Raw genomic sequence first — 14,274 nt, 5'->3', positions numbered from 1 at the left:
CACAAAAAGCCATGATGACCGAAAGCGAATTCATCCGCATGAGCGAAGAATTATTCGAACACATCGAAGACCAAATCGACGAAAACGGCTGGGATTTCGACTGCCAGTTTGCCGGAAACGTCCTGACCATCGAAGCGGCGGACGGCACGCAAATCATCGTCAACCGCCACACGCCCAACCAAGAATTGTGGATTGCAGCCAAAAGCGGCGGCTACCATTTCGCCGAGCAAAACGGCAAATGGCTGGCAACACGCGACAGCCGTGATTTCTACGATGTTTTGAACGAAGCACTGAGTGCGGCTTCGGGCGAAGCAGTTGAGATTGCGGAATTGTGATTCAGTCTTCAAATATCCCTAGCTAAAAATCTATTTACCTCAAAGGACACCCAAATGCCCCTACTAGACAGTTTCAAAGTCGACCACACCCGTATGTACGCCCCTGCCGTACGCGTAGCAAAAACCATGACCACGCCCAAAGGCGACACCATTACCGTGTTTGACCTGCGTTTCTGCATTCCCAACAAAGAAATCCTGCCTGAAAAAGGCATTCACACGCTGGAACACCTGTTCGCAGGCTTTATGCGCGACCACTTAAACGGCAACGGCGTTGAAATCATCGACATTTCCCCGATGGGCTGCCGTACTGGTTTCTACATGAGCCTCATCGGCACGCCCGACGAGCAAAAAGTGGCCGACGCATGGCTCGCTTCAATGCAGGATGTTTTGACCGTTCAAGACCAAAGCAAAATCCCCGAGCTGAACGAATACCAATGTGGCACCTACATGATGCACTCACTTGCCGAAGCACATGAAATCGCCCAAAACGTTTTGGCACGCAAAGTCGCCGTCAATAAAAACGAAGAGCTGACATTGGACGAAAGCCTGTTGAACGCTTAATCCGCCATGACAGTAAAGGCCGTCTGAAACTCTATATGACAAGTTTCAGACGGCCTAAAACCTTTTATTCCAATTTTCAACCTTTCAGCCATAGTTTTACACCGCCTAAAAATAAGTTGGCGGATGCTGACAGTGTACATAGTATAATTACACTTTAAACAAACAACCTGATTCTATTGCTTTTATGAAACCGTTTTTCTGCAAAACCGCCATTGCCCTCAGCCTGACCCTCCCTGCCGCCGCCAACGCTGCCGAGTATGTTTGCAATGTTGAAGGCATCACCGTTTATACCTCACACCAGATCAACAATACCTGCCGCGTTACCGATTCGTACAGTCCAGTAGAAACAAATGTATCTCAAACAAACACTGAGCAGCTAAATTTGAATTCGACTCTTACAGAACAACAAACAGATCCGAAATTGGTTGGAACACAGAACATTTTCAATAAAACAGGAGTAACAAACCAAAAAACTACTAGATCAACGGCTGATCACTATGTTCCTGTTATAGAAACACAAACGGCAATAGCTCCTGTTGAAACCAAGCAATATCCCGTTAATACTTTCGCCATATTCAATACCACACCTGTTGTTCAAGTATACCCCTCTGCACCTATCGCTCAGGCACAAACTACCCCTCAGGAAAATCATAGATCGGATAGCTTTTTCTCTCCTCATACTGAGCAGATATCTACCCAAACTCTCGCCGCCCCGAACGTGCACACTGACCAAGCTACCACCACCCAATTCCTGAATCATTCTCTAGATTTGGAGCCATTGGACAACAAGACAGCAAAAAGTACAACAGCCGAAGAACCGGCCAAAACTGAAGTTACACACACAGAACAAACTGTTTCCAAAACATCGATAAACCGCACAACCAATATTAAAAAAACAGTAACCAAACCACTTAACGCTGAAAACTCTTCTGCATCGTCCGACAAAACCAATATATTAACAGGATCTACAACCGAGATTTTCGCACTGACAGACTCGGTCAAGCCGACCGAACCCATACCAGCGACAGCAACTCCAACGAAGCCTACCAAAACCCCATTGCCCAAAGCATATGGACCAACCACTGATGCACTCTTCAGCGATAAAGATGTCGATAACGACATCAAAATTCTGCTAAATGGTCCGATCGGTGGCGTTACCAATACTGCCGAAGCTGCTAATCCGCGTCTGAATATCCTCCTACGCAACAGCATACAGAAACGCCAGGCCAAGCAAAATAGCCAGCAAGACATCCGCCGCAAAGCACCGATTCGTACCATTCCTGCAACCATTGCTGCACCACAACCCAAACCTAAAGAAACCCGCAAACAGATATTGCAGACCGAAGTACGCAATGAACAGGCTGCCATTACCCGCCTTCAAACCCAGTTGAATGCGGCCAAACAAAAAGGTGATCAGATTAAAATCCAACAGCTGACCCGTACCATCAACGCCCGTAAAGCGAATATCCGCGCTATTCAAGGCGAGATGTCTCGTTGATTGGTTTTTGATACAAAAAGGCCGTCTGAAAATATTTTCAGACGGCCTTTTTAATGGTGCAAACCTTATTTATTCAAAAGACAAATACTTTCTCTAAAATCATTTGTCGATCACACCAAAGTACATTTTTTCACATCCCTACCCTCGTGCGCCATTACTGCTTCTATCCAATCAGCGATACTTTGCCAATAATATTGCGGCTTTTCAGACGGCCTATCAGCCTGCATCACTTCATCATTCAACACAAAGGGAACCCCCTGCTCTGCACCGGCTTCAAGCAAAATCCAAATACTGCCTTCATGGGTATCGGCATGAGCCGCTTGATATTCGTATGCCCAGCCAACCGCAGCCTGTCCGCCATTTTTCAAAGACTGCATCGCCAGCAATAATGGATGAAAGCAGGTATCTACATTGTTGTCGGCAGCCACAACCAAAGTTGTACCATGCGTGCCTAACGCTTGCGCGGTGTGAAAAACGGGGGAGTTGTGCAGATTGGCAATAAAGTCAAACGGCATCGCGGCGTGATGGTTCAGCACATTGTCTGCCATTTTTTCAAATACGGATGGCGAAGAAAACGGCGTACCGAAAAAAACAGCGCAATCAGGACGGATTTCGCTTTGTTCCTTCAATTGCCCTGCACCAAGCGCGGCAATCAAACTCAAGCGGCTGAGGCGGCGGGTATCTATACCGCTTTGCTGCTTTAAGGTTTGTTTGAGGATTTTACCGCCGGTGCCAGCGTCAGTATCAAAACGCACAGCGGCGGTAATACGGATATTAGGATTTACGGTTGCCATTGCCATACCAAAGATGTGTTGCTGCCGCCAAAACCAAACTGATTAGCCAAACAGAAAAAGCCGCCTTTTTGTGAAGCCGCGCACTCGGAAAAACAAATTTCCCGCCCCTGATAATCGCTGCTTTTGCCTTGTTTTAAAGCGGATAAAAGCAAGGCTGTTTCAAGGGCTGCCGTTGCGCCAAGCGTGTGTCCGATTTGCGGCTTGAACGCCATCAAAGGCGGCAGTGTACCGAATATATTTTCCAGTGCGGCCAATTCGGCGGCATCGCTGTCAGCCGTGCCGATGCCGTGTGTTTTAACGGCTGCAATGCTTTCAGGAGCGATGCCTGCAACACCCAAAGCGCGTCGCATCACTTGCTCCTGCGCTTGGCCATCGCTTTGAATCAGGTCATTGCCTGTATTGGCGGCGTGTCCGATAAGTTTCAGACGACCTGAAGAAGATTCGGGCGCGACGGAAGACAAGGCAAGTGCGGCAACACCTTCGCCTAGAATCAAACCGTTTCCGCCAAAAGGCTGATACTGTTCGGCCAGCAAACCCAAACTGTGAAAATGCAGCAAAGTCAGCCGGTTGAGGTTTTCAATACCAAGCACAAAGGCGCGCTCCGCCCCTCCGCGCAAACAATTATCCGCCTGAATCAGCGCATGGGCAGATGAAGTGCAGGCAGTAGCGAAACTGAAAATCTGCCGATTGCTGCTGCGCCGGCGCAAATCTTCGGCAAGATAAAGCAGATTGTGTTCCTCTGCCGCCCTATTGCCTGCAAGATGGCGGTTTTCATATTCGGAGATGGAATAGGAACTGGAACCGATAAAAACCGGCGCATCGTGCCAGCTTTCAGACGGCCAGCCTGCATTTTCGGCGGCTCGGCGCAAATGTTGTTCGGCGATATCCGCAAATTCCTTCCGCCCCAAACTGTCGCTAGCAAATGCACGAAAATAAGCAGCTTGCTGCGGCTGGTTTAAAAACGTATAAGACACCACATCAGGCCGTCTGAAATCCGTTTGCAGATTCAAGGCAGAAGTGGCCGCCGTACCGGAAACCCAACTCACGCGCCATGCTCCGCACGGATAAATGCCGCCAAATCGCGTACGCACATCATATGTTTGCGCACCATCCGGTCGCCCTGCAGGCGCACTTGGAAATACTGTTGCAAAGCAACGCTGATTTGCAGCGCATCAAGCGAATCCAAACCGACCGGACTGTCATCGCCAAACAAAAGCGCATCGTCGGTGAAATCATCCATATCCACATCGTCGGCCTTATCGGCCTCTTGCACGATTAACTTTTTCAATTCCGCTTCCAGCTCGTACTCGGCCAGTGTAAAGGTGTAAGACATTTTTTAAACTCCCATTTTTATATCATGAAGCAACAGCTCGTTTTAGCGAAACTCGCTACGCTCGTTTCCAGACGGCCTGAACTTTATGCAAAATCGCCCCAAAGCGTCTGCATGGCGGCAATGGCCGCAAGTGAGGCGGTTTCGGTACGCAACACCCGTTTGCCAAGCGTAACGGATTGAAAACCGGCATCAAATGCCTGCTGCTCTTCCTTCTCCGTCCAGCCGCCTTCCGGGCCGACCATAAACACGACTTTGCCGGATTGCGGCTGAACATCGCTCAGCTTTTGTGCGCGGTTCAAGCTCATTAACAGTTTGGTCGTTTCCTGCGGCAACTGTTGCAATGCCTGTACATAAGTCGTCAGCGGCAAAACCTTCGGCACAATATTGCGGCCGCTTTGTTCACACGCCGAAACAACGATTTCCTGCCAACGCGCCACCCGCTTTTCAGCGCGTTCGCCGCTCAAGCGGACGACACAGCGTTCGCTGATGACCGGGCGAATTTCTGCCACACCCAACTCCACGCTTTTCTGCAAAGTGAAATCCATGCGCTCGGCGGAGGATACCGCCTGTACCAACGTAATGTTCAGCGGCGATTCGTTGTCCGTTGCCTCTTCACGCAAAATCCGCACGCTGGCGCGGCGCTTTTCCAAAACTTCGGGCAAAGCCGGATATGCCTTGCCATTGCCGTTGAACAACACGATTGCTTCCGTGTTTTTCATGCGCAATACATTCAGATGGCGCACCACATTATCGGGCAATTCGACCACGCTGTCGGGGCTTAAGGCAAAATCAACATAAAATCGGGGCATGGTTTCCTGCTTTATTCATGTATATAATTTAGACTTTCGTGAACGAAGTTGAAACACGGCGGCATACACTTGCCTGCCTGATTTCGATTTCATCCACTATAATTTAAAAACTTTCCGAATTTTAATCCACTGTCACGCAAAACTGCAAAAACAAGGATACGCCGTGCTATACCGTTTACAGAAAGTCGTCCGCCACATCGCCCAAACCGAAGTCATGCCGCGTTTTCTGAACACGCCGTCACGACGTAAGGAAGACGGTTCGGTTTTGAGTGAAGCGGATTTGGCCGCACAAACCGCTTTTGCCGCCGCCCTGCCCTTATTAGAAGATTGTCCGATGTTGGGCGAGGAGATGAGCGTTCAGGAGCAAACCCGCTTGTGGAACGAACATTCAGACGGCCTGTGGATTGTCGATCCTATCGACGGCACAAACAACTTCGTCAACGGTTTGCCGCATTTTGCCGTATCCGTCGCACTGGTTAAAAACGGCCACGCCGAATTGGGCGTAATTTACAATCCGGTCAGCGGCGAATGTTTCTATGCAGAACGTGGCAAAGGCGCATTCCTCAACGGCACGCCGCTGCCGCTGCGTTCCGAAAACAAAAAACTCAACGAATCCATTGCCGGCGTGGAAATCAAATACTTGCGTTCGGGCAAACTCGCCAGCCGCATGAATACCCTTGCCCCATTCGGCACAATCCGCAGCATGGGCAGCAGCACGCTCGATTGGTGCTACCTTGCCAGCGGCCGCTACGATATTTACATCCACGGCGGACAAAAGCTGTGGGACTACGCTGCCGGCGCATTAATTTTTGAAGAAGCCGGCGGCTGCCTGACCACTTTAGAAGGCGACGATTTTTGGAGCGGCGAACATGTATTCAAGCGTTCCGTCATCGCCGCATTGCAACCCGAGCTGTTTCAGCAATGGGTGAAATGGATTCGAGAAAATCAGTAAAAATACCGTTTATCTTCAAAATATCACGATTATCTTGCAACTTATTGAAATTATTTCACTTCTTAACAGCATTTAATACTAAAAACGGTAGAATATCAATCGCTGACACAACACCGCTCTTTCATCCCTTTTGGGCGGTGCAGCAAGTAAGACGTTTTCCCGCAATGTATTGGCCATTCATACTTCTCCCTTAGTATGAATGGTTTTTTTTATCTGCAAAAACAGCTCAGGCCGTCTGAACGTTCAGACGGCCTGTTTACACTACTATTTGAAAAACTGTCCGCAACACGCCTTAAACTTTTTGCCCGAACCGCACAAACAAGGCTGTTTCATCGTCGGCAACGCAACGGTCGGATCAATAAAGTACCAACGCCCGTCTATTTTCACAAACGCCGACAATTCATGATGGCACTCGGTTTGCCCGTTCTCTTCAAAATACGCCTCAAACTCGACCAAAGCATGCAGTTTGCCAAACGGCACATGACGGATAACCTTCAATCCCGACCACTGCGTCTGCTGACTCCATGCCGCCAAATCCTGCTTGTCCAACAAATTCTGCTGCGCAGGGACAGTCGTGTCCACGATATAGTCGATTTCCTGCAAAACATACGCGCTGTAACGCGAACGCATCAACTCTTCCGCCGTCGCGGCCGCCGCCTCACGCGCATGAAACGGTGCGCAACATTCCGCATAAACGCGCCCCGACTGACAGGGGCAAAGTGTAGCCGTCATTCCTAATTACCCGAATAAATCCATTTCAAAATTATAACGCAAACCCGACTCAGGCCGTCTGAAAACAAGCGTAGCAAGTTTCGTTAAAACGAGCGTAGAGAGTTTCGCTAAAATAAGCAAAGCGGGTTTCGCCAAAATAAACGCAACAATCTGATATAATGCACCTTTTCGATTTTGACTATCCATGATGACCATTCCCATCCAAAGCATCAGCCGCCTGTTGCCGCAAACCCAATGTCGTGAGTGCGGCTATGAAGGCTGCCTACCCTATGCGCGCGCCCTGTCGGCAGGAGAAGCGCCGGTCAACCTGTGCGCACCGGGTGGGGAAACCGTCATGAAAGACATTGCCGACCTGTTGGGCAAGCCATACCTCGCGCCTGCAAAAACACAAATCAAAGCCGTAGCCCTGATTGACGAAGCCGTCTGCATCGGCTGTACCGCCTGCATCCGCGCCTGCCCTGTCGATGCCATTATGGGCGCGTCCAAACTGATGCACACCGTCATCAGCGACGAATGCACCGGCTGCGGCTTGTGCGTTACCCCCTGTCCCGTCGACTGCATCGACATGGTTCCCGTATCGCAGCCCTTCCTGCCGTCCGCACGCCGTTTCAGCACCTCTACCGAACCGCGCTTTGCTGCCGCCGAACATGCTCAAAGCCGTTTTGAACGCCATACCGCACGCAAACAGCGCGATGATGCCGAACGCAAAGCCCTGCTGGCGCAACGCGAAGCCCTGCTGGCGCAACGCGAAGCCGCCGTCAAAGCCAAACAGGCCGCACAGGCACAAACCCAAACAGCCGCACCAAACGCCGCATTCAACCCCATGGATTTGATTGCCAAAGCCATGGCCAAAGCGCAATCGCAGCAGGACAAACTCGTCTCCTCCGACAACCGCGAAGACTTCAAAGCGCGCCAAATCGAAGAAGCCAAAGAACGCGCCGAACTGCGCCGCGCCCAACGTGATGCCAAATACGGCAACGAAGCCGAAAAAGCCGCCGCCATCGAATTTCTGCGCCGCTACAAAGCCGAGCAGGAAGCGGCCAAAGAAGCCCGCTGATTTCCAAAACAACAAACCCATTCCGACCGCATCAGGCCGTCTGAAAACATTGCACGAAAACCAATAACTTTATGAACGCACAAGAATTTCCACACCAGCATACCGCCCATTGCGAAAGCGGTGTGATGTCCACCCTGCTCAAATACCATGGCCACAATTTAGATGAAGCCATGATTTTCGGCATTGCCCACGCGCTGACATTTGTCTGGATGCCGCTGATCAAATTAAACGGCATGCCGCTGGTTTCTTACCGTACCGCGCCGCGCAGCATCATCAAAAACACCTGCAAGGCATTGGGGCTGAAATTGTCTGTCCGCAAATTTTCCGACGCACAAAGAGGACAAGCCGCATTAGATGCCGCGCTATCCTTAGGCAAACTGGCCGGTTTGCAAACCTCCGTCTTCTGGCTGCCCTATTTTCCGCCGCAAATGCGCTTCCATTTCAACGCACACAATCTTTTAGTATACGGCAAAGACGGTAACGACTACCTCATCAGCGACCCCGTATTTGAAACCGTACAACGCTGCGCCACCGAAGATTTGCAACGGGCGCGCTTTGCCAAAGGCGTATTGGCGGCAAAAGGCATGATGTACACATTAGAAGACAACAGGCCGTCTGAAAAAATCATGGCAGACTTGCCCGCCATCATCCGCAAGGCCATACACAAAAACGCCAAACAAATGCTCCCGCCCGTTTTTTTCGTCGGCGTCAAAGGCATCCGCACGTTGGCAAAAAACATCGAAGCCCTGCCCGCCAAACGAAATGCAAAATACCAAAAACTGTTCCTCGGCCATCTCGTGCGGATGCAGGAAGAAATCGGCACCGGCGGCGCAGGTTTCCGCTACATCTACGCCTATTTCCTCGAGCAGGCCGCCCGTATCTGCGACAACCCCGCGTTTCAGACGGCCTCGGAACAAATGACCGCCATCGGCGACCAATGGCGGCAGTTTGCAGCAATGTGCGTGAAGCAGTGCAAAAAGCCGTCCGAAAACGGCTGCCGCGAAATCGCCGCATTTTTGCGCAAGATTGCGGACGATGAAGAAACGTTGTGGCGGGGATTGTTGAAATAATGGGGAATCATGCGGCATAACTCAATCCGCCGCGTACAGTTTTAAAATCAGGTCGTCTGAAAACTCAAAGAAAAGATAAAAATGCGTTACTTAGCCACACTCCTATTATTGTGTTCCACCCTAACCCATGCTGCGCCGCCGAACGGCTTTGCCTTGGTGCATGATGCCGACGGACACACCAACTTACGCGAAAGCCCCGATTTGAATGCCAAAGTCTTGGCAAAAATTCCCAACGGTACGCCGTTGAAATGTTTGGGTGATGGCGGCGAAGGCAGTTTGACTTTCTGTACTGCCCAGCTGCAACAACCTGCCGCAGAAGACTACGGTTTCATCCATTACAGCCGTCTGATATTTCCCGCCGCTGACAAAAACTTCGTCCGCCTGCGCGAACAATCCGGTCGCGACGATACGCTGACTTTGTCCGGTAGCGGACAAACGGTACACATCGTTGCCCGCCGCATCTATCCAAAACTCAGCGACTTCTCGGGCATCAACAAAGACAAATACACCGCGCGGCTCTATCGAGGCAAACCTTTCTATGGTACAGAGAACGACATTCCCAAAAGCGTGTTCGCGCTTGAACGTATCACGCTGAACAGTCAAACAGTTCCCGCTGCCGAACTGCAAGGACTCTTCTCGCCCGATTTTGCCGCCACTGCACGCGGCAGCAATGTCTATCAAGGCTGGGAAGCCTATTACCGCAGCAGTGATAAGACACTTTATCTGTTCGGCAGACAAGGTTCGGGAGCGGGTAGTTTCGATGTCTGCTTTATATTTAAGAACGGCAAATTCCAGCGCCGCTATTTATGGAATGCTGCGATTTAAATATCGCTCGAAAAGGTCGTCTGAAAACTCAAAGAAATGGTAAAAATGCGTTACTTAGCTTCCCTCTTATTATTGTGTTCCGCCTTAACCCATGCCGCGCCGCCGAACGGCTTTGCCTTGGTTCATGATGCCGACGGACACACCAACTTACGAAAAAGACCCGATTTGAATGCCAAAGTTTTGGCAAAAATTCCCAACGGCACACCTTTGGAATGTGTGGAAGAACTCAGTGAAAACAGATCGGACTTCTGTTTTGTTCAGCTACAACAGGCAAGCGCCGACGATTCCGGCTTTATCCATTACAGCCGTCTGATATTTCCCGCCTCCAACAAAAACTTCGTCCGCCTGCGCGAACAATCTGGTCATGACGATACACTGACTTTGTCCGGCAACGGACAAACGGTACACATCGCTGCCCGCCGCATCCATCCAAAACGCAGCAACTTCTCGGGCATCAGCAAAGACAAATACACCGCGCGGCTCTATCAAGGCAAGCCGTTCTATGGCATGGACTCTATGATTTCCAAAAGCGTGTTCGCACTTGAACGCATCACTCTGAACGGTCAAGCGGTTCCCGCTGCCGAACTGCAAGGACTGTTCTCGCCCGATTTTGCCGCCACTGCACGCGGCAGCAATGTATATCAAGGCTGGAAAGCCTATTACCGCCACAGCGATAAGACGCTTTACCTGTTCGGCAGACAAGGTTCGGACGGCGATCCTTTCGGCGTCTGCTTTATATTTAAGGACGGCAAATTCCAGCGCCGTTATTTATGGGGTGCTGCGATTTAAATATCGCTCGAAAGGCCGTCTGAAACCATGATTCAAATCCAATCCCTCTCCCACCATTATCCCAAAGCTGAAACCGCCGCGCTGGACAATGTGTCGTTCGATATTGCCGACGGCGAATGTTTGGGGCTGCTCGGCCACAACGGTGCGGGGAAAACGACGCTGATGTCGCTTTTGGCCGGCTTGCAGGAAGTACGGCAGGGCGAAATTTTGTTTGACGGCAAGCCGTTGCGCCTATTGAGCCGCAGCGAGCGGCAGAAAATCGGTTTGGTGCCGCAGGATTTTGCGTTTTATCCGCAGCTTTCTGTGTGGGACAACCTGCTGTTTTTCGCCTCGCTTTACAAAGTGCGCGACAAAGGCCGTCTGAACGCACTGTTGGAACAGACCGACCTGACCGCCCACAAAAACAAAGTAGCGAAGCATCTTTCGGGCGGGCTTAAACGTCGTCTGAATTTTGCTATCGGCCTGATTAACACGCCGCAACTAGTGTTCCTCGACGAAATCACGGTCGGCATCGACCCTCAGTCGCGCCGCTTTATCCTCGACAGCGTGGCGGATTTGACACGGCAGGGAGTAACCGTGGTTTATACCTCACACTATCTGTCGGAAATTGAGCAGCTTTGCGACAAAATCGCGCTGCTGCAACACGGCAAGCTGGTGTACCACGGCGGTTTGGACGAGCTTTTAAGTACGCAAACAGGTGTCGTGCGCTTTACCGTCGAACCGCCACTGCTGCCTCAAACGCTGACCGCTTTGGGTGCCAAGCAAGTGGACAGCCGCGGCATGATGGAAACGACGCACGATGCCGCCGCCGTTTACGCCGCCCTGCAACAAAGCGGCGCACAAATCCGCTACTTCCAGCAGGGACACGGTTCGCTAGAAACGTTTTACCTTGATTTCCTGCGCAAAGACGAACCGGCAACAGATAAGCAAAATCCACAATGACGATTTCCTCCCTCCTCAAAGAACTCAAACTGCTCTGCCGAGACCTGCACGGTTTGGCCGTGTTGTTTGTGATGCCCATCGCCTTCATGCTGATTATGTCGTTGGCGCTGAGCCGCGACCAAGACCCACACACCGACAGCCGTATTGCGCTGGTTGGCATAGCAAACGATAGTATCAATACCGCGCTGGCCGCCGCGCTGGAAAAAGAGCAAATCCATGTCACACTGATGCCGTCTGAAAAACTGACCGACGCGCAAAACGGCCTGCACGACAAACGTTTCCAACTGGTGCTGCACAACCCGAACTCCGCTTCCGGAAAAATCGCCGACGACAAAGCCCTGCAAATCTATGTACCGCCCGATACCGAGCCTTCATGGCTGGCAGCAGTTAAAGGCGTTTTGCAGCAGCACTACACCGAAACGCGGCTGGACGCCTATTTCGACAACAACGACGGCATCAAAATCGACAATAAAAAACTGCCCCGCGCCATCCGCAAAGACATCCAGAAAAAAGTGGATGAAAAAAACGACGAACAATTTGCCGCCGTGCGCAGCTTTTTAGATAAGAAAATGCTGGAAGAGCATTACCTGAGCGCAGGCAGCGGCACGGTAGAAAAACCCAACGCTGTACAACATAGCGTTCCCGCATGGCTGATTTTCGGTATGTTTTTCATAATGATACCGCTGTCGAACGTCATGGCGCTGGAACGCCAGACCAACACCATCACCCGCCTGCGCCTCGCCCGCGCCTCCGCGTCCGGCCTGATTGCCGCCAAACTCATCCCCTATTTCCTGATTAACCAGCTTCAGTTTGTCGGAATGCTGTTGCTCGGCCGCTACCTGCTGCCCGAAATCGGCGTGCCCGCCCTCATACTCAACGGCAGCCTTGTTCCCTACGCGCTGCTGTCCGCCGCCGTCAGCGCCGCCGCACTCGGCTACGCGCTTCTAATCAGCGTCTGCGCCAAATCCACCGAACACGCCGTCGTCCTCGGTGGCGGCGGCATTATCCTGATGGCGGCAATCGGCGGCATTATGGTGCCCGCCCACGTCATGCCCGAAACCATGCAGCAACTCACTTGGATTTCCCCGATGGCTTGGGGCTTGAAGGCTTTTCAGGAATTGCTGCTCAACCGCAGCGGACTGGACGGAATCGGCCGTTATCTCATCCTGTTGTCCGCCTTCTCCGCCACCACTCTGACCGCCGCCGTGCTGGTTTATCGTAGGCAGTTGCAGACGCAGGTAAGGTTTTAAACCTATTGATATACTTTTACCCAATAAAAAAGCAGTATGCTATGCATACTGCTTTTTTATTCTAGCGTTCCCGCAATGCCTGCTTCATTCTAGTAATTGGTTTGATCAAGTATTGGAACACAGTCTTCTCACCAGTTTTCACATCAACTGTTGCCACCATACCTGGAATAATTGGCATTTCTTTTCCGTTCTTATCCAATAGCTTGCTGCCAGAAGTTTGAACCAAAATACGGTAATATACATTATTCATATTCAGTTTCAAATCACCGGTATTGCGTTTCTCATCACTCAATGTATCCGGACTAATCAAAATAACTTTACCTTCCAGACCACCATAAATAGCATAATCATAAGCCGTTAATTTCACTACAGCAGGTAACCCTGGTCGAATGAAGGCCACGTCATTCGGGCGGATATAGGCTTCAACCAAAAGGTTATCCTCAATTGGTACAATTTCCAAAATATCCTGTCCGGCATTGACCACACCACCAATAGTATTAATACGGATATTTTTCACAATACCTTTCATCGGTGCACGAATTTGTGAACGATCAACCGGGTCAGCACGCATGGCCATATTTTCCTTAGCTTGTGCAAGCTCAGCTTCGGTTTTAACCAATTCGTTACTTGCATCTGTCGTGTAACGGTTTTGGCGCTCAGTGATTTGTACAGCCAAATCCTGTGAATCACGTTGCATACGCAATAGCTCAACCTGAGACATAACACCTCTTTGAACCATAGGACTGACAATTGAAATCTGTTTGTCCAAAGCCGCCTTACTTTGCCGCAAACCGGAAACTTGCTCTTCCATTGCCTTACGACGAGAAATATAGGCAGCTTCTTCACGTTTTTTCAACTCAGAAGAAATGCCTTCAGGAAAAGTCAATTTACTATTGTAGGCTTCAGCTTTCAGACGGGCAGCCATTGCTTCCAAATTTTCTACTTTTGCCTGACTTTCGCGCAAAATGGCCGAACTTCGAGTATCATCCAATTTCAAGAGGACCTGGCCTTTTTCGACAGTATCGCCCTCTTTAACCAACATTTCTTGAATCGTTCCTGGATCTAAGCTCTGCACAATCTGTTCACGGCTACTCGGAATAATCCTTCCCTGTCCTTGTGTCACTTCTTCAAGCGGACTGAAATAAGCCCATACAATGAAGACAATGACAAAAGACAGAAACAAACTGATAACTGCAAAATAACCTGTATGTTTTTCAGACTGTAAAGCTGCACTTAAATCATTAATCAGCTTTAAATCTTCTTGATCGATATGTTCCGATTGCTGATTTGACATATTAATTCCCTTTTCCTTCTTTTTTTCAGCTGC

At 50.4% G+C, this 14,274-nt stretch carries 16 protein-coding genes; 10 read left to right on the top strand and 6 right to left on the bottom strand.

The window, feature by feature from the left end:
- Window positions 1–11 precede the first annotated feature (11 nt).
- From cyaY to KCG54_RS01170, 3 genes are all read left to right on the top strand, one after another.
- Window positions 12–335, top strand: coding sequence for an iron donor protein CyaY (cyaY, locus tag KCG54_RS01180; protein WP_070459616.1), 324 nt, complete (start codon window positions 12–14; stop codon window positions 333–335).
- A 54-nt stretch (window positions 336–389) separates the two neighbouring features.
- A complete protein-coding gene (gene luxS / locus KCG54_RS01175) occupies window positions 390–896 on the top strand; it encodes an S-ribosylhomocysteine lyase (protein ID WP_254324401.1) in 507 nt (168 codons plus the stop codon).
- Between the two features lie 184 nt (window positions 897–1,080).
- Complete coding sequence (locus KCG54_RS01170; protein WP_254324400.1) at window positions 1,081–2,394, top strand: hypothetical protein; 1,314 nt, start codon at window positions 1,081–1,083, stop codon at window positions 2,392–2,394.
- A gap of 110 nt (window positions 2,395–2,504) precedes the next feature.
- Here the strand turns inward: KCG54_RS01170 and KCG54_RS01165 are convergent, their stop codons facing one another.
- The 4 genes from KCG54_RS01165 to KCG54_RS01150 all read right to left on the bottom strand — a co-directional run bounded on the left by KCG54_RS01165 (window position 2,505) and on the right by KCG54_RS01150 (window position 5,330).
- Window positions 2,505–3,194, bottom strand: a complete 690-nt coding sequence (locus tag KCG54_RS01165) for a hypothetical protein (RefSeq protein WP_254324399.1) — start codon at window positions 3,192–3,194, stop codon at window positions 2,505–2,507.
- Complete coding sequence (locus tag KCG54_RS01160) at window positions 3,176–4,234, bottom strand: beta-ketoacyl synthase N-terminal-like domain-containing protein (RefSeq protein ID WP_254324975.1); 1,059 nt, start codon at window positions 4,232–4,234, stop codon at window positions 3,176–3,178. Before KCG54_RS01160 ends, KCG54_RS01165 begins: the two co-directional genes overlap by 19 nt.
- Window positions 4,231–4,521: an acyl carrier protein gene (locus KCG54_RS01155; protein ID WP_003684646.1), complete on the bottom strand. Its 291-nt coding sequence runs from the start codon at window positions 4,519–4,521 to the stop codon at window positions 4,231–4,233. Before KCG54_RS01155 ends, KCG54_RS01160 begins: the two co-directional genes overlap by 4 nt.
- 83 nt (window positions 4,522–4,604) lie before the next feature.
- A complete protein-coding gene (locus KCG54_RS01150) occupies window positions 4,605–5,330 on the bottom strand; it encodes a 16S rRNA (uracil(1498)-N(3))-methyltransferase (protein ID WP_254324398.1) in 726 nt (241 codons plus the stop codon).
- A 163-nt stretch (window positions 5,331–5,493) separates the two neighbouring features.
- Between KCG54_RS01150 and KCG54_RS01145 the strand changes: the two genes are divergently transcribed.
- Window positions 5,494–6,282, top strand: coding sequence for an inositol monophosphatase family protein (locus KCG54_RS01145; protein ID WP_003684681.1), 789 nt, complete (start codon window positions 5,494–5,496; stop codon window positions 6,280–6,282).
- A gap of 264 nt (window positions 6,283–6,546) precedes the next feature.
- Here KCG54_RS01145 and KCG54_RS01140 read toward each other — a convergent pair whose 3' ends face one another.
- Complete coding sequence (locus KCG54_RS01140; protein WP_254324397.1) at window positions 6,547–7,014, bottom strand: YchJ family protein; 468 nt, start codon at window positions 7,012–7,014, stop codon at window positions 6,547–6,549.
- 184 nt (window positions 7,015–7,198) lie between these two features.
- Between KCG54_RS01140 and KCG54_RS01135 the strand changes: the two genes are divergently transcribed.
- From KCG54_RS01135 to KCG54_RS01110, 6 genes are all read left to right on the top strand, one after another.
- A complete protein-coding gene (locus tag KCG54_RS01135) occupies window positions 7,199–8,071 on the top strand; it encodes an RnfABCDGE type electron transport complex subunit B (protein ID WP_432761015.1) in 873 nt (290 codons plus the stop codon).
- Window positions 8,072–8,142: 71 nt separating this feature from the next.
- Window positions 8,143–9,141: a BtrH N-terminal domain-containing protein gene (locus tag KCG54_RS01130; RefSeq protein WP_254324396.1), complete on the top strand. Its 999-nt coding sequence runs from the start codon at window positions 8,143–8,145 to the stop codon at window positions 9,139–9,141.
- Window positions 9,142–9,222: 81 nt separating this feature from the next.
- On the top strand, window positions 9,223–9,966 hold the full coding sequence (locus tag KCG54_RS01125) for an SH3 domain-containing protein (protein WP_254324395.1): 744 nt from the start codon (window positions 9,223–9,225) through the stop codon (window positions 9,964–9,966).
- A gap of 45 nt (window positions 9,967–10,011) precedes the next feature.
- The gene (locus tag KCG54_RS01120; RefSeq protein WP_254324394.1) at window positions 10,012–10,755 is read left to right on the top strand and encodes an SH3 domain-containing protein; all 744 of its coding nucleotides are present in this window, start codon (window positions 10,012–10,014) and stop codon (window positions 10,753–10,755) included.
- A gap of 27 nt (window positions 10,756–10,782) precedes the next feature.
- The gene (locus tag KCG54_RS01115) at window positions 10,783–11,697 is read left to right on the top strand and encodes an ABC transporter ATP-binding protein (protein ID WP_254324393.1); all 915 of its coding nucleotides are present in this window, start codon (window positions 10,783–10,785) and stop codon (window positions 11,695–11,697) included.
- Window positions 11,694–12,947, top strand: coding sequence for an ABC transporter permease (locus tag KCG54_RS01110; protein WP_254324392.1), 1,254 nt, complete (start codon window positions 11,694–11,696; stop codon window positions 12,945–12,947). The genes KCG54_RS01115 and KCG54_RS01110 overlap by 4 nt, the downstream gene beginning before the upstream one ends.
- Before the next feature lie 61 nt (window positions 12,948–13,008).
- Here KCG54_RS01110 and KCG54_RS01105 read toward each other — a convergent pair whose 3' ends face one another.
- Complete coding sequence (locus KCG54_RS01105; protein WP_254324973.1) at window positions 13,009–14,241, bottom strand: HlyD family type I secretion periplasmic adaptor subunit; 1,233 nt, start codon at window positions 14,239–14,241, stop codon at window positions 13,009–13,011.
- Window positions 14,242–14,274: the final 33 nt, after the last annotated feature.

Source organism: Neisseria subflava, assembly GCF_024205705.1.
GTDB lineage: Bacteria > Pseudomonadota > Gammaproteobacteria > Burkholderiales > Neisseriaceae > Neisseria > Neisseria subflava_D.
Note: the sequence above shows the minus strand (reverse complement) of the source record. Positions and strands in the feature narration are given on the sequence as shown.

What these genes read in the sequence shown, in the direction of transcription:
- KCG54_RS01105 (WP_254324973.1), bottom strand. Translation starts at nt 14,241, where the DNA reads ATGTCAAATCAGCAATCGGAACATATCGATCAAGAAGATTTAAAGCTG.
- KCG54_RS01130 (WP_254324396.1), top strand. Translation starts at nt 8,143, where the DNA reads ATGAACGCACAAGAATTTCCACACCAGCATACCGCCCATTGCGAAAGC.
- KCG54_RS01140 (WP_254324397.1), bottom strand. Translation starts at nt 7,014, where the DNA reads ATGACGGCTACACTTTGCCCCTGTCAGTCGGGGCGCGTTTATGCGGAA.
- luxS (WP_254324401.1), top strand. Translation starts at nt 390, where the DNA reads ATGCCCCTACTAGACAGTTTCAAAGTCGACCACACCCGTATGTACGCC.
- KCG54_RS01150 (WP_254324398.1), bottom strand. Translation starts at nt 5,330, where the DNA reads ATGCCCCGATTTTATGTTGATTTTGCCTTAAGCCCCGACAGCGTGGTC.
- cyaY (WP_070459616.1), top strand. Translation starts at nt 12, where the DNA reads ATGATGACCGAAAGCGAATTCATCCGCATGAGCGAAGAATTATTCGAA.
- KCG54_RS01110 (WP_254324392.1), top strand. Translation starts at nt 11,694, where the DNA reads ATGACGATTTCCTCCCTCCTCAAAGAACTCAAACTGCTCTGCCGAGAC.
- KCG54_RS01135 (WP_432761015.1), top strand. Translation starts at nt 7,199, where the DNA reads ATGATGACCATTCCCATCCAAAGCATCAGCCGCCTGTTGCCGCAAACC.
- KCG54_RS01155 (WP_003684646.1), bottom strand. Translation starts at nt 4,521, where the DNA reads ATGTCTTACACCTTTACACTGGCCGAGTACGAGCTGGAAGCGGAATTG.
- KCG54_RS01165 (WP_254324399.1), bottom strand. Translation starts at nt 3,194, where the DNA reads ATGGCAATGGCAACCGTAAATCCTAATATCCGTATTACCGCCGCTGTG.
- KCG54_RS01125 (WP_254324395.1), top strand. Translation starts at nt 9,223, where the DNA reads ATGCGTTACTTAGCCACACTCCTATTATTGTGTTCCACCCTAACCCAT.
- KCG54_RS01120 (WP_254324394.1), top strand. Translation starts at nt 10,012, where the DNA reads ATGCGTTACTTAGCTTCCCTCTTATTATTGTGTTCCGCCTTAACCCAT.
- KCG54_RS01170 (WP_254324400.1), top strand. Translation starts at nt 1,081, where the DNA reads ATGAAACCGTTTTTCTGCAAAACCGCCATTGCCCTCAGCCTGACCCTC.
- KCG54_RS01115 (WP_254324393.1), top strand. Translation starts at nt 10,783, where the DNA reads ATGATTCAAATCCAATCCCTCTCCCACCATTATCCCAAAGCTGAAACC.